The organism is Plantactinospora sp. CA-294935, from assembly GCF_050936445.1.
In the GTDB taxonomy this organism is placed as follows: domain Bacteria; phylum Actinomycetota; class Actinomycetes; order Mycobacteriales; family Micromonosporaceae; genus Plantactinospora.
In genome coordinates this window covers 2,863,346-2,889,134 of sequence record NZ_JBNJMU010000001.1, presented here as the reverse complement: position 1 = coordinate 2,889,134, position 25,789 = coordinate 2,863,346, and the positions used below count along the sequence as shown (strand labels likewise).

The 25,789-nt window shown below is 68.4% G+C and carries 19 protein-coding genes; 10 read left to right on the top strand and 9 right to left on the bottom strand.

All coding sequences use genetic code 11. The annotated features are described in order from the left end of the window. Positions 1–27 precede the first annotated feature (27 nt). From ACQEVC_RS12945 to lepB, 3 genes are all read left to right on the top strand, one after another. On the top strand, positions 28–747 hold the full coding sequence (locus tag ACQEVC_RS12945; RefSeq protein WP_432876617.1) for an ABC transporter permease: 720 nt from the start codon (positions 28–30) through the stop codon (positions 745–747). Further along, on the top strand, positions 744–1,424 hold the full coding sequence (locus tag ACQEVC_RS12940) for a GOLPH3/VPS74 family protein (protein ID WP_432876615.1): 681 nt from the start codon (positions 744–746) through the stop codon (positions 1,422–1,424). Before ACQEVC_RS12945 ends, ACQEVC_RS12940 begins: the two co-directional genes overlap by 4 nt. A gap of 1,113 nt (positions 1,425–2,537) precedes the next feature. Further along, the gene (lepB, locus tag ACQEVC_RS12935) at positions 2,538–4,106 is read left to right on the top strand and encodes a signal peptidase I (protein ID WP_432876613.1); all 1,569 of its coding nucleotides are present in this window, start codon (positions 2,538–2,540) and stop codon (positions 4,104–4,106) included. On the opposite strand, the gene ACQEVC_RS12930 is transcribed toward lepB, so the two are convergent. From ACQEVC_RS12930 to ACQEVC_RS12920, 3 genes are all read right to left on the bottom strand, one after another. After that, the gene (locus ACQEVC_RS12930; RefSeq protein ID WP_432876611.1) at positions 4,021–8,514 is read right to left on the bottom strand and encodes a caspase, EACC1-associated type; all 4,494 of its coding nucleotides are present in this window, start codon (positions 8,512–8,514) and stop codon (positions 4,021–4,023) included. The two genes, lepB and ACQEVC_RS12930, sit on opposite strands and share 86 nt — an antisense overlap. Continuing rightward, positions 8,511–8,960, bottom strand: a complete 450-nt coding sequence (locus tag ACQEVC_RS12925) for an effector-associated constant component EACC1 (protein WP_432876609.1) — start codon at positions 8,958–8,960, stop codon at positions 8,511–8,513. The genes ACQEVC_RS12930 and ACQEVC_RS12925 overlap by 4 nt, the downstream gene beginning before the upstream one ends. Positions 8,961–9,140: 180 nt before the next feature. Next, on the bottom strand, positions 9,141–9,659 hold the full coding sequence (locus ACQEVC_RS12920; RefSeq protein WP_432876607.1) for a hypothetical protein: 519 nt from the start codon (positions 9,657–9,659) through the stop codon (positions 9,141–9,143). A 200-nt stretch (positions 9,660–9,859) separates the two neighbouring features. Between ACQEVC_RS12920 and ACQEVC_RS12915 the strand changes: the two genes are divergently transcribed. From ACQEVC_RS12915 to ACQEVC_RS12900, 4 genes are all read left to right on the top strand, one after another. Beyond that, complete coding sequence (locus ACQEVC_RS12915) at positions 9,860–10,150, top strand: hypothetical protein (RefSeq protein ID WP_432876605.1); 291 nt, start codon at positions 9,860–9,862, stop codon at positions 10,148–10,150. A 35-nt stretch (positions 10,151–10,185) separates the two neighbouring features. Continuing rightward, positions 10,186–10,527 carry a hypothetical protein gene (locus ACQEVC_RS12910; protein ID WP_432876603.1) on the top strand — a complete coding sequence of 114 codons (342 nt, stop codon included), beginning with the start codon at positions 10,186–10,188 and terminating at the stop codon, positions 10,525–10,527. Then, positions 10,524–10,829 (top strand): hypothetical protein, encoded by a 306-nt coding sequence (locus ACQEVC_RS12905; protein WP_432876601.1) that lies wholly within the window; start codon positions 10,524–10,526, stop codon positions 10,827–10,829. The genes ACQEVC_RS12910 and ACQEVC_RS12905 overlap by 4 nt, the downstream gene beginning before the upstream one ends. Positions 10,830–11,754: 925 nt before the next feature. Further along, positions 11,755–12,138 (top strand): DUF6355 family natural product biosynthesis protein, encoded by a 384-nt coding sequence (locus ACQEVC_RS12900; protein WP_432876599.1) that lies wholly within the window; start codon positions 11,755–11,757, stop codon positions 12,136–12,138. A 275-nt stretch (positions 12,139–12,413) separates the two neighbouring features. Here ACQEVC_RS12900 and ACQEVC_RS12895 read toward each other — a convergent pair whose 3' ends face one another. The 5 genes from ACQEVC_RS12895 to ACQEVC_RS12875 form a co-directional block, all read right to left on the bottom strand. Continuing rightward, positions 12,414–13,199: a MerR family transcriptional regulator gene (locus ACQEVC_RS12895; RefSeq protein WP_432876597.1), complete on the bottom strand. Its 786-nt coding sequence runs from the start codon at positions 13,197–13,199 to the stop codon at positions 12,414–12,416. Between the two features lie 163 nt (positions 13,200–13,362). Continuing rightward, positions 13,363–14,919 (bottom strand): serine hydrolase domain-containing protein, encoded by a 1,557-nt coding sequence (locus tag ACQEVC_RS12890; protein WP_432876595.1) that lies wholly within the window; start codon positions 14,917–14,919, stop codon positions 13,363–13,365. Between the two features lie 1,054 nt (positions 14,920–15,973). After that, positions 15,974–16,933, bottom strand: coding sequence for a hypothetical protein (locus ACQEVC_RS12885; protein ID WP_432876593.1), 960 nt, complete (start codon positions 16,931–16,933; stop codon positions 15,974–15,976). 122 nt (positions 16,934–17,055) lie between these two features. Continuing rightward, positions 17,056–18,261 (bottom strand): TolB family protein, encoded by a 1,206-nt coding sequence (locus ACQEVC_RS12880; protein ID WP_432876591.1) that lies wholly within the window; start codon positions 18,259–18,261, stop codon positions 17,056–17,058. After that, positions 18,258–18,779: a SigE family RNA polymerase sigma factor gene (locus ACQEVC_RS12875; RefSeq protein WP_432876589.1), complete on the bottom strand. Its 522-nt coding sequence runs from the start codon at positions 18,777–18,779 to the stop codon at positions 18,258–18,260. Before ACQEVC_RS12875 ends, ACQEVC_RS12880 begins: the two co-directional genes overlap by 4 nt. Before the next feature lie 732 nt (positions 18,780–19,511). Between ACQEVC_RS12875 and ACQEVC_RS12870 the strand changes: the two genes are divergently transcribed. The 3 genes from ACQEVC_RS12870 to ACQEVC_RS12860 all read left to right on the top strand — a co-directional run bounded on the left by ACQEVC_RS12870 (position 19,512) and on the right by ACQEVC_RS12860 (position 22,112). Further along, the gene (locus ACQEVC_RS12870; protein WP_432876587.1) at positions 19,512–20,216 is read left to right on the top strand and encodes a hypothetical protein; all 705 of its coding nucleotides are present in this window, start codon (positions 19,512–19,514) and stop codon (positions 20,214–20,216) included. 466 nt (positions 20,217–20,682) lie between these two features. Next, the gene (locus ACQEVC_RS12865; RefSeq protein ID WP_432876585.1) at positions 20,683–20,904 is read left to right on the top strand and encodes a hypothetical protein; all 222 of its coding nucleotides are present in this window, start codon (positions 20,683–20,685) and stop codon (positions 20,902–20,904) included. After that, positions 20,901–22,112: an alpha/beta fold hydrolase gene (locus tag ACQEVC_RS12860; RefSeq protein WP_432876583.1), complete on the top strand. Its 1,212-nt coding sequence runs from the start codon at positions 20,901–20,903 to the stop codon at positions 22,110–22,112. Before ACQEVC_RS12865 ends, ACQEVC_RS12860 begins: the two co-directional genes overlap by 4 nt. A 557-nt stretch (positions 22,113–22,669) precedes the next feature. On the opposite strand, the gene ACQEVC_RS12855 is transcribed toward ACQEVC_RS12860, so the two are convergent. Then, complete coding sequence (locus tag ACQEVC_RS12855; RefSeq protein ID WP_432876581.1) at positions 22,670–25,507, bottom strand: AAA family ATPase; 2,838 nt, start codon at positions 25,505–25,507, stop codon at positions 22,670–22,672. Positions 25,508–25,789: the final 282 nt, after the last annotated feature.

Here is a 25,789-nt window from a genome sequence, read left to right as displayed (position 1 = left end):
TCGTTCTTCCCCGACAGGAGCGTCACCGTGCTTTCCATCGCGTCCAGCGAACTGATCCAGATCTTCCGCAACCGGCTGGTGCTGATCACCAGCCTCATCATCCCGGTCGCGGTCTGTGCGTACTTCGTCCGCCAGCACGAGACCTACGCCGCCATCGGGAGCCTCGGCTACATCGCCGCGATCGTACTGTTCACCGTGGCCGCGTTTGGGCTCTACGCCACGGCCGTCACCACCCTGGCCTCCCGGCGACAGAATCTCTTCCTCAAGCGGCTGCGCTCCACCGCCGAAGGCGACGCGGGCATCCTCGCCGGCCTACTGCTGCCCGTACTCGTCCTCGCCGTGGTGCAGGTGACCGCGATCCTGACCGCCCTGGCCGTGGTCGCCGGCGAACCGGCCAACGTCGCTCTGCTGGTCGTGGCGGTCCTCGCGACCCTGGCCATGATGATCGGCCTGGCCCTGGCCACGGCCGGGCTGACGAACTCCCCCGAACACGCGCAGGTCACCACCCTGCCCGTTACCCTCGGTGTGATCGCCATGGCCAGCTGGGTGGGCATCTCCGGCATGGAGAACCTCGCCTGGCTCAAGCGGCTGCTGCCCGGCGGCGCGGCCACCGAACTGACCATGAACGCCTGGAACGGCGGCGTCGCCGTGACCGACTCCCTGCTCCTGCTCGCGCCCACGCTCGGCTGGGTCGTCGTCGCCGTCGCCCTCGCCACCCGACTCTTCCGCTGGGAGCCCCGCCGATGACCACCGAACCCCGGTCGGACATGCCGACCCTCGTGGAAGATCTCCTACTGCTTCTGTTCCAACCCAGTTCCGGGACCATCGCGGGTGAGAACACCCTCTTCTACGTACTCGGTGGAGCGGTCCTCGCGGACCTCGCACTCGGCGATCACCTGACCACGGCGGCCCAGGGGCGGGTCAGCAGCGTGGCAGGTCACCCACCGTCGGACGACCTCCTCCGCCCGGTGTGGGACTACCTCGCCGAGAAACCGAGGGGGGTGCAGACGGCACTGGCGGCGATCGGTCCCACCCTGCGCAAGCCGGTGTTGGAGCGGCTCATCGCGCGAGGCGACATCGACCAGGAGCCCCGCAAGGTGCTCGGCCTGTTCCGGACGACGGCCCTGCGCGACGGCAGGACCGAACGACGGGCTCGTCTGCTCGCCGACGTTCGGCAGGTTCTCGTGGACGGTGCGGAGCCGCAAGCCCGTGTCGCCGCGCTCGCGGCGCTGCTCTCGGCGAGCGGGACACTCCCGCAGTTCCACCGCGAGATCCCATGGACGTCAGCGGTGATCACGCGGGCCAAGGAACTCGAGCGCGGCGACTGGGGTGCCGACGCCGCGGCGGCAGCCGTGACCCGCACCGTGACGGCCACGGTCGTCAACAGCGCCATCGTGGCCATCACCGTGCTTCCTCGAAGCTAGGACGTAGGTGAGCCCTCGTCGAGCGGGTCCGGGCGGACCTCCCGCTGGCGGTCGCCGACCAGGGCACCTACTACGCCGGCGGCGACGGCTACTCACCTGTCCGGCGTACGCCCAACCACGTCTCCCCGCGACGACATCCGTATGACGCGGTCTCCGCACTGAACCTTTTTCAACCTGAACCGCGCGGCGCTCACACACCGCGTCCGACCTCGCCCTCAGACGGACCGCAAGGGGAGGTTGAAAATGGTTCACCGGAAAGGAGGCCCGTGTGACGTCCCCGCCTCCCGAATCGCATGCTGGCATCGCGCCCCGCGACAGCGGTGGCGCCATAGGCACAGGGCCGACAGCCCGTGGTGGCGGGCCGGTTCAGATTCGATCGCCCAGACCGTTAGTGGGGGGTTTCGGGGGCGATTCAAAATTACATAGATAGATGTCGAGTCTCTGGCTGGCTTTTGCTGGTCAGGGCCTCGTATCGGTGCCCCCGGGATGACACGCAGAGCATCCGCGACAATTGCTGACCTGGGCAAACAAACCCCGATGGAGATCTTCTGTCGCTACAGCCTGCCTCCGAAAGAGGATCGCTTCAGGACTCGTGGGCCTGCGGTAATGAAGATTGGACGCCCGTGAAGCGCTCGCGCAGGCCGAGTTCGTCTCGACGGTCGCTCAGCATCCGCAGCACGACCGTGGCGTGGTCCGCGACCACCTTCCGCAGGCCCGCCCTGTGGAGCCGGGCCACGGCGACGCCGTTCGGATCCGAAGAGCATGTCCAGGTCGTCTCGGGCAACGAAAGTCTGGGACCGGACGAAGGCAACGAAGCCTTCGGACTGGATGCGCTTGCTGTCGGACATTCGAGCCTTGACCTGTACGGCGAGCGTTGCCGTGGATCCGCGCCGATGGAAGACCAGGTCGACGCCTTCGTCATCGACGAGCGAGGTGGACACGTTGAGGTCCCCTCGCGTCGCCAGGATGCCAGAAGGCCGCGACGAGACGCCGGACCGGCCGCGGCGGATAAGGTCGGACGGGCGGCTCTGCGAGAACGGGCTGCTTCGGGCGTAGAGTCTGTTCGTGTCACGGACCGGCCTGACCGCAATGTTTCGGGTCATTACGGCAAGGTTGTCGCGGAAGAGCGGATTCTTCTGGCTGGTCTGGGGCGCCGTGCCGCTGTGCCTGGGCGGTCTGCTCGGTGGTCTGGCCGGCGTCTTCGCCACCACCCAGTTCAGTTATGTCGCCGGACCTGCCATGGAGCCGGCCCTGCGCTCGGGTGACCATCTCGTCGTGGACGCGGCATCGCCGGTGCGGCCCGGAGACCTCGTCGTGGTCCGGTACACCGCCGACTCGCGCGACTGGTTGATAATCTCGCGGCTCATCGCCGAGGCCGGCGACCAGGTGACCTGCGACGGGCACCAGCGGGTCCGGGTCAACGGCGTGGTCGTCCGGGACTCCGCCGGGGGGCCGCCGAGCGCCGAACGGGATCCGGACGCCGCGTACATCGCGCAGAGCTGCCTGGGCTTCTCCGTCCCCTACCCGCTACAGGAGGGGATGGTGGTGCTGCTCGACGACGGCCGCGGCCTGCTCCGTGCGACCGGGGCGGAGGGAGTCGTGGGTCGCGCGTTCATGGTCGTCGACCCGCGGTGGAGACCCCGATTTCCGGGTACCCCCGACGCGTTTCGGGACCCGAAGCTGGCACGCGCCGACCGGCGGATCCCCGCGCCGACGATATGGGCGGCCGTCGCGGCGGCCGGCCTGTCCGGCCTGCTGGGTGTGGCCGTGACCGGTGCGGTCCGGTCCGTGCGACGTCGGCATCGCGCGAGCGAGCAGGTCGGGGACGCGTCGGGTCGGCGTCGGACCGGTTGGCCGCGCCTCCTGCGCCTCCGGACGTACGCGCGGCGCGGGTGGACGTTCTGGCTGGTCCTCGTCGCTGCGGCGCTGTGCCTGGGCGGGCTGGTCGGCACCCCGCTCACCGGCAGCTACGCCGAACTGGATGGGTTAGAGGAGAACATGGCCCCTACCCTTCGGCCGGGCGATCGTATCCTCGCCGACCGGGTGGCGTCGCCGCGACGCGGGGACGTCGTGCTGATCCGCGCTTCGGCGATCCGGGCCGCGCTCGGCGGACGGTTGAGCGGGTCGCAGGCGGCTCGTCCGTCACACGTCATGCGGGTGATCGCTTTGCCCGGCGACCGGGTGAGCTGCTGCGACGAGCGGCAACGCCTGAACATCAACGGATGGCCGTTCCACGAGCGGTACGTCACCGCCTCGGCCGCCGAACGCGCGCCCCGGAACGTCGTCGTACCCGCCGACCGGGTGCTGGTTGCTAGCGACAACGGCCGAGAACTGTTGTTGGTGGCGGCCGACGGGATCTCGGGCCGGGTCTTCGCCGTCCTGGCCGACGAGGCGAGGCCGCAGTTCATCGGTACGCCGAACGCCTACCAGGCGGCCGGCCTGGCGCCGCGCGGCGAGCGGATCGCCACTCCCGTCGTGCTGGCCTGCCTCACCATGATCGGGATCGTCGGCCTGCTGGCATTCGGTGCGATCGTCCTGGTGCGACGGGCACGGCGCTGGCTGAGAGCGATGGCGGTCGAGGCGGCGACGGCGACGGCTACCCCGGCCGCCGGCGGCCCGTCGGAGGCACCTGCTCGACCCAACAGGTCTCGTGCATCCCAAACCGCTCGCAGACCCGGCTGAACCGCTCGGGGCACACGTTCTCGAACGGTTGGTTCGGCACATATCTCTGCCACCGTTCGGGCCCGATGCCCGGATCGACCAGCGCGCACGCCGCCCACTCCGGCTCGGCCAGGATGGTCAGCAACCCGTCGGCGTTCCAGAGTCTCAGCCCGCCCTCGATGTCCACCGAGACAAGGTGTCCACCGGGCGTGAAGGTGACGGCGAAGACCTCCCTGCTATGCCCGTGCAGCGGAACGACCCCGCCTGCCTGGCCGGGCTCCGCGACCGACATCAGCACGACGGTCCGTCCGGCGCCGGTAGCCAGGACCCGGCCATCCGGGCTGAAGGCGACCGTCTTGCCGCCGTACGGCGCGCTGGACACCATGCGGGGGTGCGCCGGATCGCCGACGTCCCAGACCTCGGTGCCCTCGCCGGTGACGACGGCGAGGAGGCGTCCGTCGCCGCCGAACGTCATAGCCCCACCGGGCGTGGGCAGCGTACCGGCCATCCGGGGACGGAGCCGGTCGGCGATATCCCAGAGCGTAACCTTGCCCTTGCGCTCGGTCACGAAGAGCCGACTGTCCGGGGAGAACGCCGCCGCGGGAGCGGTGAACGACTCCTCGTTGGTGGTGCCGGCGATGCTCGTCAGCGGGCGCGGCTGCCGCGGGTCGGTGACGTCCCACATCTCGAAGACGGGATTCTCCGGATCCGAGACCGGGTCGTTGACCGCGAGCGTACGACCGTCCGGGCTGAACCGGACCAGCCGCCGGGTCTCGGGAAACAGGTCGGAGGCGCCGCGGGTCAGAAGGGTCCGGAGGAGTCGCGGGTGGCCCCGCCGGGCGGTGTCCCACAGCGTGGTGGTGCCGTCGAGATTCCGTTCGGCGACGGTGCGGCCGTTGGGGCTGATCGCCACCCCCACGACTCCCACCCGGCTGGCGGGCACGGTGGTCGAGACAGCCGTCCGGGCCGGGGCGGCGATGTCTCGGACGGTGGTGTGCACGGCTAGTCCGCCAGTGACCAGGGTACGGCCGTCGGCGCCCAACCCGGCGGTCACGCCGACGCCACCGGCCTCGTAGCTCACCGGAGCGGGATCGGCCGGTCCGAGATTCCACAGGTCCGTCCCGCCGTGCATGCCGCCGGAGGCGATCGAGCGACCGTCCGGAGAGAATGCCAGGGAGGTGACGTCGCCACCCGCACCGCCGAGGGTCGCGGTGGCCCGTGGATGTGCCGGGTCGCTGACGTCCCAGAGCCGCACGACCTGACCGATGCTGCCGACCGCGGCCGTACGACCCCAGCGGCTGAACGCCACCGTCGACACGGTGGAGACGACGGCGGGGTTGGCCAGGTCGCTCACCTGCCTCGGCCGGCGCGGATTCGAGATGTCCACCAGCACGGCCGGTCCGAGGTTCGACGCGATGGCGACCAGTGTGTTGTCCGCGCTGAACGAGGCGCTCTGCCACGGGCTGTTGCTCACCATGGTGATCTCACGCTGGGGCAGGCTCTGCTGGAAGTCGGCCAGGCGTACCGGCCGGGACGGGTCGGCGATGTCCCAGATCGTGTGCCCGCCGTACGTCCCCTCGGTCACCATCAGCCTGCCGTCCTGGCTGATTCCCGCGACCTTGCCGATGCCCCGGCCGAGCGGAGCGGTGTCGACCAGGCGGGCCCCGTCCACCCTGACCAGGACCGGACCGCCGGCGGCGGCGCCGGCGCGGACCCCGGTCCTGCCGTCCGGAGCGAGCGCGAGGAGCCGGCCCCCGACGACGGTACGCGCCCGGTACGGGCGCTTCGGGTCTGAGATGTCCCACCACACCAGAGCGTCGGTGACGTTGTCCCGGTCGGCGCGGTCGCCCACCACAGCCAGCGACCGACCGTCGTCGCTGAACCGGAGGTGGTTCGCGCCGTTCGTCCTGAACTTCGCCAGGTGCGGGTCGAGGACGTGGCGGCCCGCGATGGGCCAGACGGACACCGTGTCGTCATCGTGGGCCATCGCGAGCATCGCGCCGTCCCGGCTGAAGGCGGTCGCGACGACGTCGGAGTAGCTGGAGTCGACGCCGGGGGTACGCGCCGTTCCGCCGTAGTGCGCGCCGGCGAGGGCGGTGACGAGATTGGACCGGTTCTCGGCGGTCCGGGCCAGGCGCAGTGCGGCGAGGTCGAAGGTCAGCGCGGCCTGCGGATCGCTGTCCCTGATCGTGTCGGCCACGGCGAGGAGCTGCCGTACCGTCGCCTCCCTGGCGTTGGCGTCCGCCCTGCCGCGCTGGTCGAACGCGTAACCGCTCGCGACGACGGCCAGGATGAGCAGGACGGTCAGGAACGCGATCACCTGGTAGAGCCGGCGCACCTCGGCTCGCCGCCAGTTCTTGCTCGCGGTGAGGAACGCCCGTTCCGGATCAGTCAGCCGGACGTTGTCGTCGGTAAGCCACGGAAGAGCGGCCTCCAGCCGGGCGCCTCCGAAGAGGAGCGAGCGGTCCGCTCCGTCGCGCTCCCACTCGCGGACCGCCTGCCGCAAGCGCGCCCGGGCCCGGAGCGTTTCCCGGTCGTCGTCGATCCACTCCCGGAGCCTCGGCCACGCCTTCAACAGGGCCTCGTGGACGTAGACGGACTCACCGTGCACCGTCACCAGCCGGGCCCGGACGAACGCGTCCAGCACGGTCGCGCCCACTCCGTCCAGGACCAACTCCTGCACGGCGGCGATCCGGGTGGTGTCCTCGCCGTCCTCGGAGGTGAGGACCATCTGTAGGAAGATGTTTCGCGCCGCCCGCTGCCCCGGCTCGTCCAACTCGCGGTAGATGGCGTCGGCCCGGAGGGCGATCGCGCTGTCGATGCCGCCGGCCGCCAGGTAGTCGTTCGCGGTCAACCGCCGGCCGGTGCGCTTCTGCCAGGTCGCGAGGAGCGCGTACGAGAGGTGCGGAAGCACCGCGGCCCGGCGCTCGGACCGTGGGTGGAGGTCGAGGTCGCGCAGGACGACCCGGGTCAGTTCGTCGTCGACGGCGAGCCCGGCCACCCGCGCCGGACCGGTGATCACCTCGCGAAGCTCGTCCGGCGCCATCGGCGGTACGGTCAGCGCGTTGCGCGCCGCGCCGGCGATCTCGGGAAGTTCCAGACAGTGGCCGAGATGGTCGGCGCGGACGCCGAGCGCGACGAGGGCGACCGGCGCGGACTCGTCCGGGCCGATCAACCCGGTCACCGTGGCGACGAACTCCGCCGCCCGGTTCGGATGCTGGATGAACAGATCCTCGAACTGGTCGAGGACGAGCACGAGCTTCCGTCCGTCGAGGAGCCGGCCGACCTCGCGCCGCGGATCGGTCGCCAGCGCGTGCCGTACCCGCAGGTCGTCGTCCGGATCGTCCCGCCCGGTCAGCGTGGCGAGCTGCTCGGCCAGCAGGTCCATCGGGTCGGCGCGTCCCGGGCCGGCGCCCAGCGTCATGACGACGTGGACCCAGCCCGCCGAGCCTGGGACTCCCAGTGCCCCCTTCTTGATCTCGGGCAGGAGTCCGGCCCGGAGCAGGGAGGACTTGCCCACCCCGGAGGCGCCGACCACGATCAGCGGATCCGCACCGAAAACACGCGTGGAGGCGGCTCGCAGCAGCGTCTCCGTAATCTCGCGGCGGCCGAAGAAGAGCCGCTCGTCCGCCGTGTCGTATCCGTTCAACCCCAGGTACGGGCAGACCTCCTCGGCGCCGTCGAGATCCTCCGGCGGCGGGTTGTCGAGGCGCGGTGGCCGGTACGCGCGGTTCGGTGCCAGTACGAGCCGGCCCGCGCCGCCCTCGTACCGGGCCACCGGCGCCTGGCCAGCCGGCTGGAGTCGGCCGCGGAGGAGATCGGTCACCCGGGCCAGCGTGAGCTGTGGCGGCCCCTGCGGATCACCCTCGGTCAGGATGCTCAGCAGCTCACCGGTGAACAGGGTGTGCCGGGCCCCCTCGGGGGCGAGAGCCTGTACGGACCGGCGGGTGGAGGCGAGGAGCAGCCAGTCCCCACGAAGGCCGCCGAGGTGGGCCCGGCCCGCGTCGCAGCAGTCGAGCACCACGACGATCGTCGCGGCGCGGCAGTGCCGCAGCGCTCCGGTGACGGCGGCGAACTCCAGCGCCTCCGTCGACGCCCGGGTCCGGGAGATGTCAGCCGTCGCCTGGGTGGCAAGGTACAGCGCGTTCTCGGATACGAGCCCGTGCCCCAGGTAGTACAGCAGGAACACATCCTCCGCCTCGACGGCCGCCTGCCGGATGACGTCGTCCAGCGCGCCGGGATCCGGCGGATCCAGCAGTACGCGGAGACTCTCCGGCCGTACCCCGCAGATCTCCGGATCGAGCAGGCAGCGCTCCAGGTCCGCGATGGACGTGGCGACCGCCTCGACATCAGGCAGCCTGCCCGGATCGCGGTGGTGTGCCGTGCCGACGACCACCACCCTGGTGGCCGGCGACCCAAGTGACGTCACGTCGCCGGGGCGTCGGTACCGTCCGGACGCTCGGCTCCGCCTTCCAAGCGCTGGGCTCCACCGTCCAGACGCTCCGCGTGGCGCTCCAGCTCGGCCGCCAGCGCCACGGCGTCCAGCTGCCGGATCCGCTGGCCGGACAGCTTGATCTCGGTGGAGTCGTCCGTCCTCCGTACGGTCAGCTCTAGGTCGCTGGTGCGGTCCCGCGAACGGATCCGCAGATAGGTGACCAGGGCAGCTAGCAGCGGTGTAAGGGTCTGCGGTTCGAGCAGAATCCGGAGCCCTTCCAGGACCGGTCCGAGGGTGCCGGGATCCGCCGGCCGCTCTACCAGGATGACCCGACCACGGAAGGCGGGATCGTCGGCCAATTCCAGTTGAAGGTCCCGCAGGGCGTCGAGGCCGGCGAACTCATCGTCATCCGACCCCGTCAGGCAGACCCGTAGATCCATCCAGGACTCCAATCCAGCAGGAAGAGGGTCGCTACCAGCTACGCACAGTTCGGCACGTTAACACACCGCACACAACCTCCAGGGCCGCTGGAAACGGGGCGGCGGCGCGGCCACCCCGGTCCATCGGGTTGTTGACAGCCGCGCCACGCGGCGTCCTGCTCCTGCGGTTGAGCACGCTAGCTACCTCGGCAGCGCCACGCCGGAGACCAGGTGGAGGCTGACCCCGCCCCCGACTGTCACGCTCGTGAGCTCCGCCAGCGCCGACACGGTGTTCGCAGCCCGATCCACGATCGAGGGTCGAGGCCCGGGAGCGTCTGGTGGCATACCTGGTTGAGAAGGGCGAGTCAACGGGTGGTCCAAGTGCTCCTCAATGCTGCCGGAGAACACATGTACCGGCAGACCGGCGGCTTCCGCGTTGACGACCTGCTGCAACCTGGCCAGCGAGTTCGGCTCGCTCGCCACGAAGTAGCTCTCCAGGCGACGATCGATGTTGAGGAGTGTTCGGGCTTTGCGGATCAGTAGTGCGGGTGACGCCTCGTCTCCCGACTCGTACCGGCCCTCCCCTGCGTACCCGTCGATGATGCCTACTCGTCGGTCAGGCGAGTACTTCCCAGTCTTCCCCACGAAGGGGTCAACGTACTGGTCCATGATGGCGTGCTTCAGGATCGCTGCTGGTTTCTTGCCGTCGAAGAAGCCCATCTACCCCTCACTCGGCTCGCCTGCAACTGGTAGCTTCCCATCGTGACCAACCGATGTCGGATCGTCACCGTGGCAGTGTGATCGACTAGCACCAACTGGAGACACCAGCCATCGGGTTGACGTTGTGGCAGGTCAACGACGGTCGCAGCAGCCCCGCTGCTCACCGCTTCCGACGACTCCATCCCATGACCCGGAGCCAGATGACCCCTCAGGGCTACGAGCTGTGGCTCGCTCAGATCGTCAACGAGTCGGACCGAGACTCGATCATCAGCGGCCGGGTGATCGACTGGTACGTACCGGTCAACCTCGGCGAGGAGAACGCCACCAACAAGATCCGCCCCGTCGTGGCTTTCCACGAGGCCAACGACGGTCAGGTGTGGGTTGAGGACGCGCGTCCCCCGTGGTTCTTGGGTTCCTCTCGCGATGAAGCGCTGGGTTTTGCTCATGCGTGGTTCGAGGATCCGCCTGTCGGGCACACCGAGTCCGGCTAACCTCCCCTCCCCCACCCGGATTGGAGACCTGTCCCATGACCGACTCCGAAATGCCCGACATCGTCTGCGACGTGGACCTGCACCAAGAGGACGGAAACACGTACGTCCCGAACGCCTGGATCGAAGACGAGGAGATCACGTTCGCTGAGCAAGGGCTCTTGGTCTTCCTGGCCAGCTTCCCGCTCGGCCGGGTCATTCGGCCCGTCGACCAGCGACGACCGCACCCGGACGACCCGCCGTTGGTGGAGATGGTCGAGTCTTTGAAGACGGCCGGCTACCTGGTTCCTGACACTACGGTCGACAAGGTCCGCTACTGCCTTGTGCATCCGGACCGGCTCGGGCCGCTGCCGGTCTTCGACCCGGAGGGGGCGCTGTGATCATCAACGATGACTGGGTGGACAGGGCCGAGCGGAAGATCGCCGACGCGTGGGGATTGGCGGCTGCGGCCAGCGACCGCCGTGGGGCGCTCAACCGCTCAAACCCAGCCGAGGTGGGGTTGTACGCAGAGCTGACCCAAGCCGACGCTGCTATGGCCCGCGTGTGGGTGGAGATGGCGAAGGCTGAGGCGCTGATAACCATCGGGAAGACGCTGGCCTACATGCAGGATGCGGTGCAGGGCTCGCTCGGTTCGGACGAGCAGCAGCCGTCGGGGTGGCGGTCCTGGCTCCGGCGCAGGTAGCTGCTCGTTCGGCTCGCTTCGAGCACGGCAAGTTGGGTTGATGGCGTGTCTTGCGGTGTCGCGTCCCTTGTTAACGATGGCCCGGTTGGGCCTACTGCCCCCCGTCGTGACCACAGCTAGGGGACTGCCCGGCCTTCAACCGGTGATCCTTGGCGCGTCCGCGGATAGGCGTCCCGAGGAAAGCCGCCAGACTGTTGTAGCGGTGCCGGACGGACAACAGGTCGCGTCGTCGCTGCGAAACCAGGTTTCCTGCACCGTTACAGTTCCCTTGAGTTCCCCCCGCTTTGATGGAACGGGACGGGCTCAGTCGCCGAGCTGCTGGTTGGGGAACTGGTTTCGCTCTTCGAGGCAGTGGTGGAGGCGCTGGGCGGAACCGGCGTCGACGTGGACGAGCCGTCAACGGCCGGCTCGTTCGAGGAGCACGACGTGAGGGCCGTGAGCGCGATCGCGGACAGCAGGATGCGGGCAAGCCGGCCGGACCGGGCTACTGGCCGCAGGCAGATCATCAGTGTATTCAACACTCTCACTGCTGGTGTCGACCAAGGCCGGCCCATGCCGGCACCAACCGCCATCTACCCCGCATGTGTTCGCCGGGCGTTCTCGTGGCTCGCCTTTCGCATGGCTGTCGCGCCCGCCTACGCGAGTCGAGCTCTCCAGTGACTGCTACGGGAGTACGGTGACGGCAGGTTGACATCTGCGGCCGCCTCCACGCGGTGACAGGGATGCGCGTCCGCCGCCTGCCCGCTTGCGCCCGCGGAGTCAGCCGGATCGCGCTGAGGCTCACGAACTCGGTGAAGCCAATCTGAATCCGGGCAGCGTTAGCTTTTTTCGTACTCGAACACCAGACGCAGAAGGCTGCTGAGGATCGTTCGCCGCAGGTGGCATCCGCGTCGTGGTACGACCACCGGTCGTCCAAGGAGGAATCATGACCAACGGCCCAACTGTCCCAGCGCGAGTACGGGAGCGTGCGAAGGTGCTCAGGCTCGCCTCCATCGGTGCGGGCGCAGTCCTTGCGCTCGCGCTCGGTCTCGGCGTCGCGCCGTCCGCGGCCTCGGCGGCACCGGCTGGTCAAGGATCGACTGAGGCTGGTGCTGCAGCGACTCCCTGCGGTTACGTTACGACGGCCGACGGCTTCCACGCCTACTACAACCACTGCGACTCGCCGCCTCGGACCGATGTGGTCATCAACGTCGACACCATTTTCGCCCCCGACTATGAGCTGTGCGTGAAGCCGGGCCTGACCTACCTGGGACGGACCTACGACATCCGGTACGCGGTCTATGTCGGGAGAACCTGTAACGCCGGCTGACCCGGCACGCACCGGGCGATACCGGGGTTGCGGCGGCGGTGCGCCCAGACGGTCCTGTGGCCGGCCGGGCGCACCGATCCGATCGCGGTCGGCCAAGAGGAGCAGGACGCGCCGGTCGAGTTCGTCGCGGACGGCTGTGACCACGTCGTCCGGAGTGTCGTGCAGGTCGCGGGCGGGCCAGCGGAGCAATCGTCGGGGCGCGGGTGTGTAGGGCGCGGGCAAATCGCCAGAGGCACCGTGACTCGCCAGGCAGAAGGGCCGGAGGGCACAGCGGCTCAGTGGGATTCTGGTCTGGGGATATAGATGCCGGCGGCGCGGAGCTTGGTCTCGAAAAGCGCGGTCAGCCGTGCCGCGGCCGGGGTCTGCTCTTCACCGTGGTGGGCGATCAGGGTGTACCGGGTCGCCGCCTCGGTGCGGGCTTGCAGGCCGGTCACGGTCTTCAGCAGTGCCGGGTTGGCGAGGTAGTGGTCGGCGGCGGCGGTGGCGAGCTCGGCGATGCGGGGGTCGTCCGGGTCCCAGGCTGCCGCTTCGGCTGCGCGTTTGTTCAGGGCAACGAGTTGGGTGTCTTCGAGGGCGTGCTCGAAATGGGTGAGGTAGTCGTCGAAGCCTTCTGGGACCAGGGCCTTGGCCAGCACCCAGCCCTCCCTGGTGGCCGCCACCTCATCCGCGGTGAAGCCAAGCCCGGACATCCGTTCCAGCAGCGCCACAGCGCGGTCGGGCAGCAGAGCCCGGTCACCATCGGCGAGCCGATGCAGCGTGTCACGCCGCGCGATCAACTCCTCGATCCGTTCGGTGAGCTGCCGCTCGACGTCGGCGAGCGCGGCGACGAACCGCTCGGCATCGGTGTCGAGCAGGGGTCCGATCTCGGCCAGCGGCACGCCGGCGGCGGCCAGTGTCCGGATCTGCACCAGCCGCGACAGGTCGGCCGATCCGTACCGTCGGTAGCCGGAGCTGTCGCGTTCCGGCTCCTCGACCAGACCGAGCTTGTGGTAGTGCCGCACGGTTTTGACCGTGACGCCGACGAAGGCCGCCGCCTGCCCGATCGTGACTCCGTTCTTCATATGCCCAGCCTGCCTTGTACTTGAGCTCGGCGACGACGCACGTCACGGCCGAGCATGAGCCGGACCACACCGAACTCGACGAGTTCGGCGTGGCCCCGGTTCGGGTTCGACCTGATGCACGACGGGAAGGGATCGCCATTCGAGGCGTGCGGGTCCCAGGTGTTCAGTCCGTCGGCTGAGCCGGATCAGCCGGCCCGCCGCCGAACACCTCGTTGAGGAGCCTTTGTTGGGCGTTCTGGAATGCCGCCGCGATGGACAGGTTGGCGTCGTCCACGCAGTTCAGCGCGGCGGTCAGGGTCTTGCTGCCGTCGGGTGTGCTGTACATCAGCGCCGCGTGGCCCACGGAGGCGCCGTTGTGGGTGATGACGGTGCCGCCGTCGTCCGTGGTCAGCACGAACACTCCGAGGCCGTAGTCCATGTTCGGGATGCCCGTCGGGTGCGGGGTGCACATCTCGGCCAGCAGCGGGGCTGGCAGGAGCTTGCCGCCCAGCAGAGCGGAGATGAACCTGGCCAGGTCCTGGGTGGTCGAGATCATGTCCCCGCCGCTGGAGACCCAGGAGGGGTCCTGGCGGGTGATGTCGATTGTCTTCTGCTCACCGGCGTCCTCGTACCGGTAGTAGGCATGGGCGTGCGGCTCGGGGATCTCCGCGCCGTCCGGCACCACGGTGTCCGACAGCCCGAGCGGCCCCAGGATCAGCCGCTGCATTTCCTGGGTGAACGAGCGGCCGGAGACCTTCTCGATCAGCAGCCGGGCCAGCGCGTAGTTGGTGTTGGAGTAGCTCCAGCCCGTCCCCGGCTCGAACCGCGCCGGCCTGGACAACGCCAGCTCCACCAGCTCCCGCGGCCGGTAGGCCTTGAACCGGTTGTCCAGCCACTCTTTGCCGGTGGTGCTGTAGGGGATCGGGATCCCCAACGCGATCGTCCCGTCGTCGTAGACCTCGCCGCTGAAGTTGAACAACCCGCTGGTGTGCTGCAACAACATCCGCACCGTGATCCGCTCGTCCAGCCCGAAGCCGGGCAGGTAGCCATTCACCGGAGTGTCCAGCCCGACCTTGCCCTCGGCCACCAGTCGCAGCACCAGGGTCGCGGTGAAGGTCTTAGCGTTGCTGCCGATCCGGACATACCCGTTCGTCGGCGGCTTGGCGGTCCCGCCCAGTTCGGCCGTCCCGGCGCTGCCGACCCACTCGCCCCGCTCGTCGTGCACCCGCAGCGACACCCCTACGAAACCGGAATCGACGATCTCCTCGATCGCCTTCCGTAGTTCCGGGCGATTCAGCCCGGCAGCAGCCGCAGGCGCAGCCCCGCTGTCCGCGGTGGCTGCGCCGGCGACGTCGAGGGCGGCTCTGATCTTGCGGGCCATCTCGGCCGTGGTGGTGCTGGGCCTGTCCAGATGCCTCTGGGCGGCTTCGGTGGCGAGGAGGATGGTGCTGCGGAAGTTGTCGGCTTCTGCCGGGGCTTGCTGGGCGAGCAGCTTCATGGCTGCGGTCAGGGCCGGCAGGACCCGGTCGGCGAGTTCGGCGACGCTCTTGCCCTTCAGTTCGATGTCCTCGGCGTTCGCGGCGAGCACGTACCCGACCGGACCGGTCGCCGACGTCAGGGCGGTGGAGGCATTCGCGGCAGCCTTCTGCGGCGAGCCGGTGGCGGCGGCCATCAGCGACACGGCGCCGTACGCTGCGGTCCGCAGGGTGCTCTTGGCCTGGTCGGAAAGGGCAATGGACATGGTGATCTGCCTCTTCAAAACTGCTGTGTCCGGTCGGCGTCGTGCCGCTGCGACGAGCTTCCACCCTGACCCAAGGTCAACCTCAATAATGATCCAGCTCACAGGATGGCCGGTGTGCCCGGACGAGATTCCGTCCGGACTCAAGGTCGCGGACGCCGGCTCGCCGTCGCGGGACGGCGTTCGGCGTGCAACGCCGGGGCTCGCGGGCGGCGGTCAGGCGGTAGAACGTAGCCGAGGCTTGTTCCCGTCTGGGTACTTCCGTTCCCACCGGGCGTTGACGAGGCCGGCCACGGTCAGCCGTTCCAGGACCTCCTCAACCACGTCACCACTACCGGCCCACCCAGCTGTCAAAGCGGGTTTCCTACTCCGGGGACCGGTAGACAGCTGACGCCGCGTCGCGCAGAGGGGACTACGACCGGCGCCGCGTAATGCTGCCCGCGAAGCCCAACCCGCGCCGACCGATCCCCCCCCCCCCCCCCCCCCCCCCCCCCGACATGCGGGGCAGGACTTGAGCGTCCGGGTCGGCTCGCCGTCAACCAGCGCACAAGGCCACCAGATGCCAAGCCGTTCGACCGGCACGGCCTCACCCCGGCGGCGGTGGTGAGGCCGCCCCGACGAGCAGAATCGGCTGAAGGATCCAGGTCAGGATCCGACCGGCGTCCTTCCGGTCAGGTTGAGGGTGCCCAACACCGCGAGACCCAGGGCGATTCCGGACGGAAACCGCCCGACCCGCTCGTCACGCCGCGATCCGTACGGGCGGGCTCGTGCTGGCCCTCGCCGACGATCAACGCGTCGATTGTCCCCGCAGAGACGCCGAGGGTGTGACGCCACGGTCGGGAGTCTTTTCCCGGCGTCTTCGAGGACGCTCTCCGGCCGTTGGGCCTCGCGGATGCGTTCCTGTACGAAGGTGGTGCGGTTTCAGATGACGTCGCGCCGTCGGCCGGTCGCGGTGGTGGGACGAAGCTGGCCTCGACCCGCTTGTACTCGATGGGCTGTCCGTCCCCACCCCACGTCGATGCGTGGTTCGAGACCTCGTCGGCCTCAGCCGGTCGAGTCAGCCTCCGGTCAGCGGCCGGGGCACCTTCAGCGCGGCACCCGGCTGCGGGGTCACCAGTTGGGCGGCGACGCTCGCGCAGACGCCCGCGCCGTAGTCGAGACCTCGCTTGTCCGGGTAGCGCACCTGCACCGCGAGTACCCAGTTGCTGGTGATGGCCAGACAGTTGACGTGCCAGTTGACGTCATAGACGAGCGAGGTCCAGCCGTTCTTGATGCTGACCGGTTCCCTGTCGAGAATCTCCTTCGGTAAGCCGTCGATGATGCCCCACCGGCCGCCCTCTCTCGTCTCCCGCTGATCTTCTTTGGCGGTGGTGCCCCAGACGTTGCGCATCTCGTTGAGCAGCCACCCGGTCCACTTGGGACCTGCGGCCCTGCCGTTCTTGACACACTCGCCCATTCGTACCGCGTCTTGGGCGGTCATCTCGGTGAAGCTCCACCAGCCCGCGTAGCCAGGTACGGTGCCCAGCCTCGTTCCGGTCAACCGGCACTGGACGATCATCCGTCTGATCACCGCTGTGCGGCCGCCAGCGTTGTAGAGCGCTTCGGCCGGGTCGTTGGAGCTGTAGCGGATCGCTTGGCTGGCCTGTTCCAGGCGTTCGTCCGAGGGCTTTTTGTTCGCCTCCGCCGTTCGGCGCAGGAAATCCGCGACGATCCAAACCTTGATCATCGATTCGGTGGAGTTGGTCGACGTGGCACTGTTGGCCGAACCGGCGATCCGCCCGCTCTCGCGGTCCAGCAATGCCCACGCGACGGAGCCGTCCACCGGCACCGATACCGGCGCGGCGGCCAGGGTCGGCGGCGGTGGAGTCAGCGCGGGTCGCTGGGTGGCGGGGGTGGCAGATGCGGAGTCGGTCGGTCCGGGGATGGTGGCGAGTTTGGCGTACGTGGCGGGGACCAGCAGGACACCGCCGGAAATGATCGCCGCGACAGCGAGCACCATGATCAGGCGAGGGCGCATAGGGGGCGGACTCTCCAAGGGGAGGCGTTGCAGATGGGTACGGGCCGAGCCGCGACGACCCGGCCCGTACCGGTGTCAGCTGGTCTGGCCTACTTCGTCGACAATGGCGAGGTCGATCATGGCTAGAAGGTGATCTTCGCGGCGCTGCCCGCCAGGCCGGCGGAGGAGCCGGTGAAGAGGTGCTCGGCGCGCTCGGCCGGTAGGTGCATCGAGTGGGTCACCCGGCCGGTCAGGTCGACCACGAGCAGTCGGTCGTACTCGTCGTCGCCTGGTCCGAGGACTGGGGCGGGCTGGTCAGATGCCGGTATCCCGCCCTGGTCGTGGAAGACGCGGATCAGCAGGTGTTGGTGGTCCCTCCAGCCGATCAGGTCGCCGGAAAGGGGCACCGTGAAGCTGTGCTTGATCGACCCGGTGACCGGGTCGATCACCGTGACGGAGGTCTGCCGGACCCCGTCGGGGTCCGACGCGAGCGCCAGTTGCCTGCCGTCGGGGAAGAAGCTGCCCTCGTCCAGCGGGCCGCCGCCGGCGGGAACGGTACGCACGACCCTGCCGGCCAGGTCATAGAAGCGGATCCCGGCCACCGTGGGATCATCGACAGACATGGAGAGGGTCAGCGCGAGCCCGTTACTGTCCGGGGTCCAGAGCAGGCCGGTGACCTGCTCATTCTGCGCGGCCAGGTCGGGCAACGGGACGAACGTTGTCGTGAGCGTCTCCGAATCCACCAGCAGGAAGCCCGGCGTACCCGTGCGCGGCATGTAGGTGAGGAGGATGCGCTGCCCGTCCGGGGACCAGCGCCCGTCGCTCGAATAGCCCGGGAAGCGGGCGTCGCTGGTGCCGCTGGAATCGGTGATCCACCGTACGTTTCCGGTAGCCCGGTCCAGTACGCCTACCCGGGTGGGATAGCGCAGACTGTTGTCACCCGTCGCGACCAACACCTGGCCGCCGTCTGGGGACGGCATGGCATACCGGTACGGCACCCGGTCGTACCGGCCGGTCTTCACGTTCAGTAGGAGCGAGTACTGGAAGTTCGGGCTCGGATCATCGACTTTCGGATCGCGGATTCCGCTGTAGGCGGTCACCACGAGTGGCCTCAACCCGCTATCGGCGAACTGGTCGCCGTCCGTACCGGTGACCGGAGCGATGACGGCGACCACCCCGATCAGCGCGACGCAGATCGCGGCGGCGAAGCCCCCGCCGACGGCCAGCCGGGCGACCCGTTGCCGGCGGGCGGTGACCAGCGCGGTCTGGGCCAGCCCGACCGGCGCGGGCGCGGTCTCGGCCAGTTCTTCGAATGCGGTCCGGAGCGCTCCGGCGAGGTGCGGGGTCATCGGTCAGCCGTCTCCTTCGTGGCGAGGATGTCGAGCCTCGGACAGAGTTCACGCAGCCGGGCGAGAGCACGCACGGCCTGGCTACGTACCGTGGATTGGGTGCAGCCCAGAATCTCGGCGATCTCGCTGTCCGGCCGGTCTTCGAAGTAGCGCAGCACAAGCACCGCCCGGTGTTTGGGCGCGAGCTGCGTCAACGCCTGTCTGAGCGCCAGGTTGAGGTCGACGGTGGCGGTGGCGTCGGCCGTCGCCGCCTCCGGCAAGAGTTCAGCGCTCACCTCGCGCCCCCACCGGAGGCTGCGCCACCAACTCGTCTGCTGGCGGTACAGCGCGGTGCGCAGGTACGCCTCGGGGTTTCCGGCCCGGATCCGCCCCCAGTGTCGAGCGCCCTTGGCCAGTACCGTCTGGAGTAGATCCTCGGCCTGCTGACGGCGCCCGGTCAGGGCGAGCGCGGTCCGGAACAGTGCGTGCGAGCGGGCCGCGATGAAATCGCTGAACTCCCGTTCGAGGTCAGCGTCCACGTACGTACCTATCCTTCATACCTACAAACAACGCCAGGCCCGGGGTGACTGCTGCTTCGCCGGCCAACACAACTGCCGCCCAACACCGCCCGGCCTCGGACGAGCATCTCCTTGCGCCGGTCCGACCGGAGCCCCGCCGCCCACGCCCACACTCCGAGCGGTACGAGCAGCAGACCCGCCTAGCCTGCGGGCTCCCCGGTCCAGTGAACCTTTTTCAACCTGAACCGCGCGGCGCGCACGCACCGCGTCCAACCTTGCGGTCCTCCCCACCGCAAGGGGAGGTTGAAAAAGGTTCAGTATGCGGAGGCCACCGCTATGGTGCCCGTGACTACCAGAAGCGCTCCGCCTTCGAGGTGCCATCCTCCCTGGCCCGCTAGGTGGTTGGGGCTGCCGAACTTCACGACCTGGCCGAGTTCGCCTTTCTCGAACAGCCACGCGATGACCGGTATGACACCAAGTTATTCCGCGCAAGCTGTTGATTACTCAAGGTTGTCATGTGGTCGGGCATGGTTGATGTGAGGAATGACGAGTGCCGCGACGGCGTTCCCTTCCGACTCGCCCCGGGTGGGCCTTGCTGCTGCTGGATCAGGGTGAGCCGGCCGCCCGTGGACTTCTGAACGCCACGGTGACGGTCTCGGACCCCCAGATCGCCCAGCACCCCTCGACCTCGCGGTCGCCACGATCCTGAACGGGCACATTTCGGTGACGCGCCGGTTGCATTAAACTTGGCGAGTGGACATTTGCGACAGATGTCACCGACGACGCACCCGGTCCTGGTATCAGTTTCATTACGGCACGCTCGTCACCGCTCAGCCAGGCTACAACCAGGTCACCTACGGGTATGAGGGCATCACATCCGAAGGTGCCGCCATCTGCGGTTGGTGCGCCACACGCTACGTCGTGCTTCGCTACATCATGCCATTCAGCGCCGTCATCGCGTTGGAGCTGGCGGCGTATTTCAAGTTGTCCGCTGGGACGTTGCGGCTCACGGAGGTGGGCATATACGTCGCGACGGTCGTCGTCATTCTGATGCTGGCGGTGCTCGGTCAGGGTCTCTGGCACGGCATCGCGTACACGATGCTACGCCGAGATCGGGGGGTGCTCCGGTTCCTCGTCGCCGGGCTCATCTTGATGCTCGGCACCGTGTGCGTGGTGTGGCCGATGATCTGGTGGCTCGATGCGTCCACGTCGGAGGAGACGGCGTACGAGGACCTCGGCGCGCCAGCGCTCTGGTTCATTTGGATTCCGGTCGGCGCGCAGCTGCTGCTGCTGTTGGGCCTCGTGACGGGCCGCAGGGCGTTGCTGGAGACGCAGGCGTGGCGGCTGAAGCGAAAACGGCTGCGCAGCGGTCGGTCGGTGTGGCGCTCGAAGATTCAGGGCTGGAATAGTGTCCAGTTCTCCAGGATGCACCATGCCGAGGACGTCACCGGCCGGTGAGCCATTCCAGCGTAACGATGAGTTGCGCCGCGTAACCTGTCGTTGGACTGCGGAGCGTGGTGGAGCCGCTCCCACTGCTGCTGCGCTGCCCTGATAGGCGGCAGAGCGAAGAGGTGTCGGCGCACTGGCTGCGGCGCAGAGACAGGTACGGCTTGACGTACAAAGCTGCATCGGGGTCGGCCGGCCTCCCACTGATTGGCTACCTTGACGCCCATGGGACCAGCTGACGGTTCCGGTTGGTGACTTTGCGTAACGAGCGTCGATCCAACGACGGGCGGTTCGGCTTCCGCTTCTGCTTGATAAGTGGATGTCGGAGGGTGTCCTGTTGAGGATTCGCTACCGGGCATCTGGCGTGTGTGGGGCGGGGGCGGCTTCGAAGGAGTCGCGTGGCGCAAGCGTCCTGTTGAGGAAGATCGGTACAGCGATTAGCGTTAGCGATGATCTCGTGAGTGGGGGCGGTAGTCGCATGAACTTGTTCGCTGTGCCTGCGGCCGAGATAGACGCTGAGCTGATCGGTTCGCGCCGCGACATCCATATGCATCCTGAGCCTGCCGGGGATGAGCGGCGTACATCGGCACTGGTCGCCGAGCGGCTTCGCGCCGCAGGCATGGCCGCCGCAACTGGCGTGGGTGGCCATGGCGTGGTGGCGATGCTCGACGGCACCACCACTACCCAGGTCAAGCGATGACTGGCTGGTTCGGCATTATCGTCGCGGCGATGGTCGTCGCGACGACGCTGGCCGCCTGGTCACGGATCTATTGGCGGCATATCACCTCCACAGACCGGAGTCTGCTGCGAGCCAACCGGATCGTGCGCGCAGGTCGGTGGTTTCGAGCGGGTTGTGCGCGCCTGCTGGCAACGGTGGCCGCCTGGCCCCACGTCGTCGAAATTGCGGCTGGGCTACCCCGGGCGAGTGTGCCGGCGACTCCCTCCTCGGTGTTATGGCGGTCCGGTCCGGCAGTGCTCCGGCGCTACCCGAGCGAACGCCATGCACCTGGCCCACCCGTCCTCGTGGTGCCTTCGCTGGTTACCCGCTCCTGGGTGCTTGACCTGGCGCCGGGCCGCAGCCTGGTCGCCGCGCTTCTCAACGCGGGTCATGACGTGTACCTGCTCGACTGGGGTGTCCCGGGACCTGCCGAGGCAGGTTGCGGGTTCGACACTTACGTCGCCACCTTGATGCTGGCCGAGCAGGCAGTCCGTGAGCACAGCGGTCAGCCGGAGCTGCATCTGGTCGGCTACTGCCTGGGCGGCACGCTGACTCTGGCCACGCACGCGGCACTCGGCGACGCCGGGTTGGCATCCCTCACTGCGATTGCCCCATCCATCGACACGGCAGTCGCGGGCCGCCTGGGCAGGTTGCTCCGCTCACCGCGCCTGCCACCCGTTCTCGCTCTCGACGGGCACGGCCTGGTGCCCGCCCCGCTCATCCGGGAGAGCTTCCACTGGCTCCGCCCCATCGCGCTACGCACGGCGCTCGTGACCTGGCGGAGCCGACGGGATCCGACCTGGCGAGCCACAGCCGGGCCGCTGGCCCGCTGGGTCTGGGAGCAGACACCCATCCCCGGCGCGTTACTGTTCGACCTCGTCGACTACGCCCGCAGCAACGCTCTCCGCGACGGCCGCTGGACCGTGTACGGCCGGCCAGCACGCCTCGAAAGCCTCAACGTGCCCGTCATGCTCGCGGTCGCCGCGCGTGACCACATCGTGCCGGCGCCAGCCAGCTACGCGCTCAGCGATCGCCTGCGCCGCCCGCCCCGAGTGGTGGAATGCCCGGGCGGGCACGTCGCCATGCTCGCCAGCGCCGGCACCCACTCGATCCTCTACCGTGAACTCTTGGACTTTCTGGCCGCCGCTTCGGCCGAACAACACCGTGATCAGGCCAACGGCGCAAGGTAGCTGGTGCCGACCCACTTCGGCGGACACAGGTTTCTGACGATCAGGCTGCCAGACTGACCTTCTCAGCGTGACGGGCATCGAGGGTAACCGGCGACGCGCCGTCGATGGCGGAATCTCGGCCCTGCCGGCTATGAAGACCTCGATGTGCTCGAAGACAGCGAACGTGGCGTCGCGTTGCGACTCGAACCGCCGGGTCAGTGGGTACCCGATGCAGCTCTGTCTCCAGCGAGGCGAAGAACACTATCGAGTTGTCGTAGGCAGGCAGCGACGGGAGTGTCAAGAACTTGGCTCTGGCTCACATTCGGTGGTAGCAGCCTGTAGCGTATCGCTCGCGGGAGCGACGATCGTGACCAAATTGGACGAAACGACATAAAGCTTCCTGCGGATCATGGTTGAGTCTTCTCCCTCGAAGCCGACCAGCCTTGAAGAGTCAGCGCCGGAGGCTCGCGAGCACGGCTCGGCGGCGCCGCTACCGACCGTTACCACCGAATGTGAGCCAGAGCCGAATGTGCGACAGAGCCGTTCGTTTTACAGTCCCACCGCAACGGTTCTTGGATTCATTTGGTTGATGCGAGTGCCGCTGGAAGCTGCTGGCGGGAGGTGATGTTGAGTTTGCGGTAGGCATTGCTGAGGTGGATCTCGATGGTGCGGCGGGTGACGAAGAGTTGCTGGGCGATGTCGCGGTTGGTGGCGCCCTGCGCGGCTAAACGGGCGACGCGGAGTTCCTGGGCGGTCAACGCGTCGGGTCCGGACAGGGTGGCGCGGCGGGGGCGGGCGCCAGCGGCTAGCAGTTCGTCGATCGTCCGGCTGGTCAGTGATTGTGCCCCGCAGCGGGTCGCGTGGTGCAGGGCTTGGCGCAGCGGGTCCTGGGCTGCGATGCGGTCGCCGTTGCGGCGCAGCGCGGCGCCGTACTCGGCGAGGGCGTGTGCGTGGTGGAGCGTCGCGGAGGTGCCTTCGAGGGTGGTTACGGCCTCGCGGAGTAAGGCGACGCTTTCCGCGCCCTTCGCGACCATGCCTGCCGTGTGCAGGGCGATGCCGATTGAGCGTGGGGAGCTGAACCGTCGGGCCAGTTCGAGTTGCTCTGCGGCCAGGGCCTGGGCCTTGGCGGTGTCGCCCATGGCGAGGTGCGCGTGAACCGTCTCGGAGCGCCAATTGGCGAAGGCCGGATTGGTGTATCCGGCGGCGGTGAGCGCGTCACCGCAGACGGCCAGGTCGGCGAGCGCATCTGCGGGGCGGCGCTGCTGGAGACGGAGCCGGGCTCTGGCCAGGTGGAAGAAGTGGGCGATCAGCCAGTTCAGCGGCAGGTGTGTTTCGAGGCCCAGCGTGGTGAGTACGTGCTGGGCGGCGGCGGTCTCGCCACGGGCGACGAGCGCGTCAACGAGCACCGCGGCGGCGAGCGGGCGCTCCTCGGGGCGTTCCTGGTAGATCTCGATCGCCGTTTGGCCGTCGGCTTCGGCCTCCATGAGCTGCCCGACTTCGATCGCGGCGTGTGACCGGAGAACCAGGAGATAGCCCAATGTGGCGATGTCCCCGCTCTGGCGGGCCGTGTCGATTCCCTTGCTGAGCAACTGAAGCGCCTGGTCACCGTCTCCGCAGATGGCGAAGGCCGCGCCGGCCAGATTGGCTAGCATGCCGAAGTTCCTGGCCGGTAAGGGACCGGTCGCGGCGACAGAGGCCAGCCGGGCGACTTCGTCCGCCGGGCGGTCGCCGGTAGCGCCGGCAAGGAACGCGAGGGTCGCGTACACCATGCGGTCTGCGTCTGCGGTGCCGGATAGGTTGGGCACTGCCTGTTCCAGTTGGCGGATCCAGATGTGGGGTGGATCCATGGCGGTGAGACCGCCAAAGGCGGCTGCCGCGAGGACCCGGGTGGCGATCTCCGGGCTGCTGCCCGCCACGTTCCGCGCGTACCGCAGCAGGTGGCCGCCGTGATAGCGCTGCCCGGCGATCACCAGCAGCGTGCCGAGTTCCACTGCGGTCTCGGCGGGGAGGTTAGTGGTGCCGGGGGTGTACAGGAGCGTTTGCAGCCGGTCCGCGGCGTCGTCGAGCCGGTTCGACAGCACCAGTGCCCGGATCAGGTCGACGAGCATCGACGTATGGACGGATGGTTCGGGCGGCTCGACCAGCGCCCGTTCCAGGAAGCCGATGGCGCTCTCGATCGCGCTGCGGCCGAGAGCCGCGCGCCCTGCGGCATGCAGGGCATCGGCGACCCACGGGTCACCCGTTGGTTCGCAGGCGAGGAGGTGGGGCGCGATGTGCTCAGGCGCCAAGTGTTCGTCCGCCAGCATCAGGGCCGCCGCCTTGTGCGTGTGGGAGCGAACCGACGCGCTGATATCGGTGTAGACAGCGGTACGGACCAACGGATGTACAAAGTCGAGGGGTAGCCCCGGGGCAAGAACACCCTCCCGTACGAGTAGGTCGATGATCTTCGCGGCCTGGTTGGAACCCATCTCCTCTGAGCCGGGCCCTACCATGTCAGCAGCGGTGCCGGAGAGTGTCGCGGCCCGGTGCAGAGTTGCCGAGCCACCGAGCACCGCCACCGCTCGGGCCAGATGCAGGGCCTGGGGTCCCACCGAATTGATGCGCTCCAGCACGGATCTCGTGATGAAATCGGACCGCAGGGCTCCCAGGTGGTGCACCTCGCTTGCTCTGGCGGTGACACCCATGGCGCGAAGCGTGTTGACTGCCTCGGTGAGCAGGAAGGGATTGCCGCCGCTGGCCGAGGTGCACGCCTCGCAGAATTCCTCCTCCGCGTCCGCCGACAGGGAGTCACGAACCAACACCGCAACGGCCTCACCGGTCAGCGGAGCCAGGGGCATGAAGTGCGATGTGACGCCGCTTAGTACCCGGGCTGCCGGTGACCGGCCCTTCCGCCAGGCCGGGCGCGTGGCAAGCAGCAGCAGTACCGGCAGATGCGTGACCCGTCGGGCCAGGTGGGAGAGGAACCGCAGCGACGCCTCGTCAGCCCAGTGGACATCATCGACCGCCAGCAGCAGCGATCCGCGCTCCGCGAGGTTGGAACACAACCAGTAGAGAGCATGCGCAACATCGCCAACCGGTAGGTCAGAAGCAGCGGGGCGACTCTCGAACACCACCGAGGCGAGTCGGGCCGCACCGGCGAGGAGGTCCGCCCGGTCAGCCGCAGTGCCAGTAAGCAGAGTCGGCTCGAACAGCTGCCGTACGACTCCGAACGGCATGTCCCGTTCAAGCTCACCGCAGCGCGCCGCGAGCACCATGACCTGCCGCCGGCGGGCGTTCCCACACACACTCGCCAGTAGCGCCGACTTGCCGATCCCAGGTGCACCCTCGACAAGCACGACGGCGCCGCTCCCCGAGCCGAGACCAGCGACAAGTTCCTGAATCCGCACCTGCTCTTGATCACGTTCCAAAAGCGTCATGGGTCAGGCGAACCAATCGGAAATCTGCGCACATCGAGCCGGGCCGGCAACGTCAATCGCTCGACTGTGGGCAAATCCTTCGGTGGGTACCGTGATGCCACCTCGGCGCTCTTGCGTAGATCCTGGAGTCATGGCACCGAAGGCTAGCCGACGGCAACGCCGATCCAAAGTGGATCAATTGGCGGTGTTGATCGAACAAGCCGAACGCGGCTGCCATCGACTTCCGCCGCGTGTACGGAGAATTCGAGGAGGTGGTACGGCGGCATGGTCGGACAGAAGATC

Excerpts from the sequence above, each read along its gene's own strand:
- ACQEVC_RS12940 (WP_432876615.1), top strand. The coding sequence starts at position 744 with ATGACCACCGAACCCCGGTCGGACATGCCGACCCTCGTGGAAGATCTC.
- ACQEVC_RS12925 (WP_432876609.1), bottom strand. The coding sequence starts at position 8,960 with ATGGATCTACGGGTCTGCCTGACGGGGTCGGATGACGATGAGTTCGCC.
- ACQEVC_RS12920 (WP_432876607.1), bottom strand. The coding sequence starts at position 9,659 with ATGGGCTTCTTCGACGGCAAGAAACCAGCAGCGATCCTGAAGCACGCC.
- ACQEVC_RS12915 (WP_432876605.1), top strand. The coding sequence starts at position 9,860 with ATGACCCCTCAGGGCTACGAGCTGTGGCTCGCTCAGATCGTCAACGAG.
- ACQEVC_RS12910 (WP_432876603.1), top strand. The coding sequence starts at position 10,186 with ATGACCGACTCCGAAATGCCCGACATCGTCTGCGACGTGGACCTGCAC.
- ACQEVC_RS12900 (WP_432876599.1), top strand. The coding sequence starts at position 11,755 with ATGACCAACGGCCCAACTGTCCCAGCGCGAGTACGGGAGCGTGCGAAG.
- ACQEVC_RS12895 (WP_432876597.1), bottom strand. The coding sequence starts at position 13,199 with ATGAAGAACGGAGTCACGATCGGGCAGGCGGCGGCCTTCGTCGGCGTC.
- ACQEVC_RS12890 (WP_432876595.1), bottom strand. The coding sequence starts at position 14,919 with ATGTCCATTGCCCTTTCCGACCAGGCCAAGAGCACCCTGCGGACCGCA.
- ACQEVC_RS12885 (WP_432876593.1), bottom strand. The coding sequence starts at position 16,933 with ATGCGCCCTCGCCTGATCATGGTGCTCGCTGTCGCGGCGATCATTTCC.
- ACQEVC_RS12880 (WP_432876591.1), bottom strand. The coding sequence starts at position 18,261 with ATGACCCCGCACCTCGCCGGAGCGCTCCGGACCGCATTCGAAGAACTG.
- ACQEVC_RS12865 (WP_432876585.1), top strand. The coding sequence starts at position 20,683 with ATGAACTTGTTCGCTGTGCCTGCGGCCGAGATAGACGCTGAGCTGATC.
- ACQEVC_RS12860 (WP_432876583.1), top strand. The coding sequence starts at position 20,901 with ATGACTGGCTGGTTCGGCATTATCGTCGCGGCGATGGTCGTCGCGACG.
- ACQEVC_RS12855 (WP_432876581.1), bottom strand. The coding sequence starts at position 25,507 with ATGACGCTTTTGGAACGTGATCAAGAGCAGGTGCGGATTCAGGAACTT.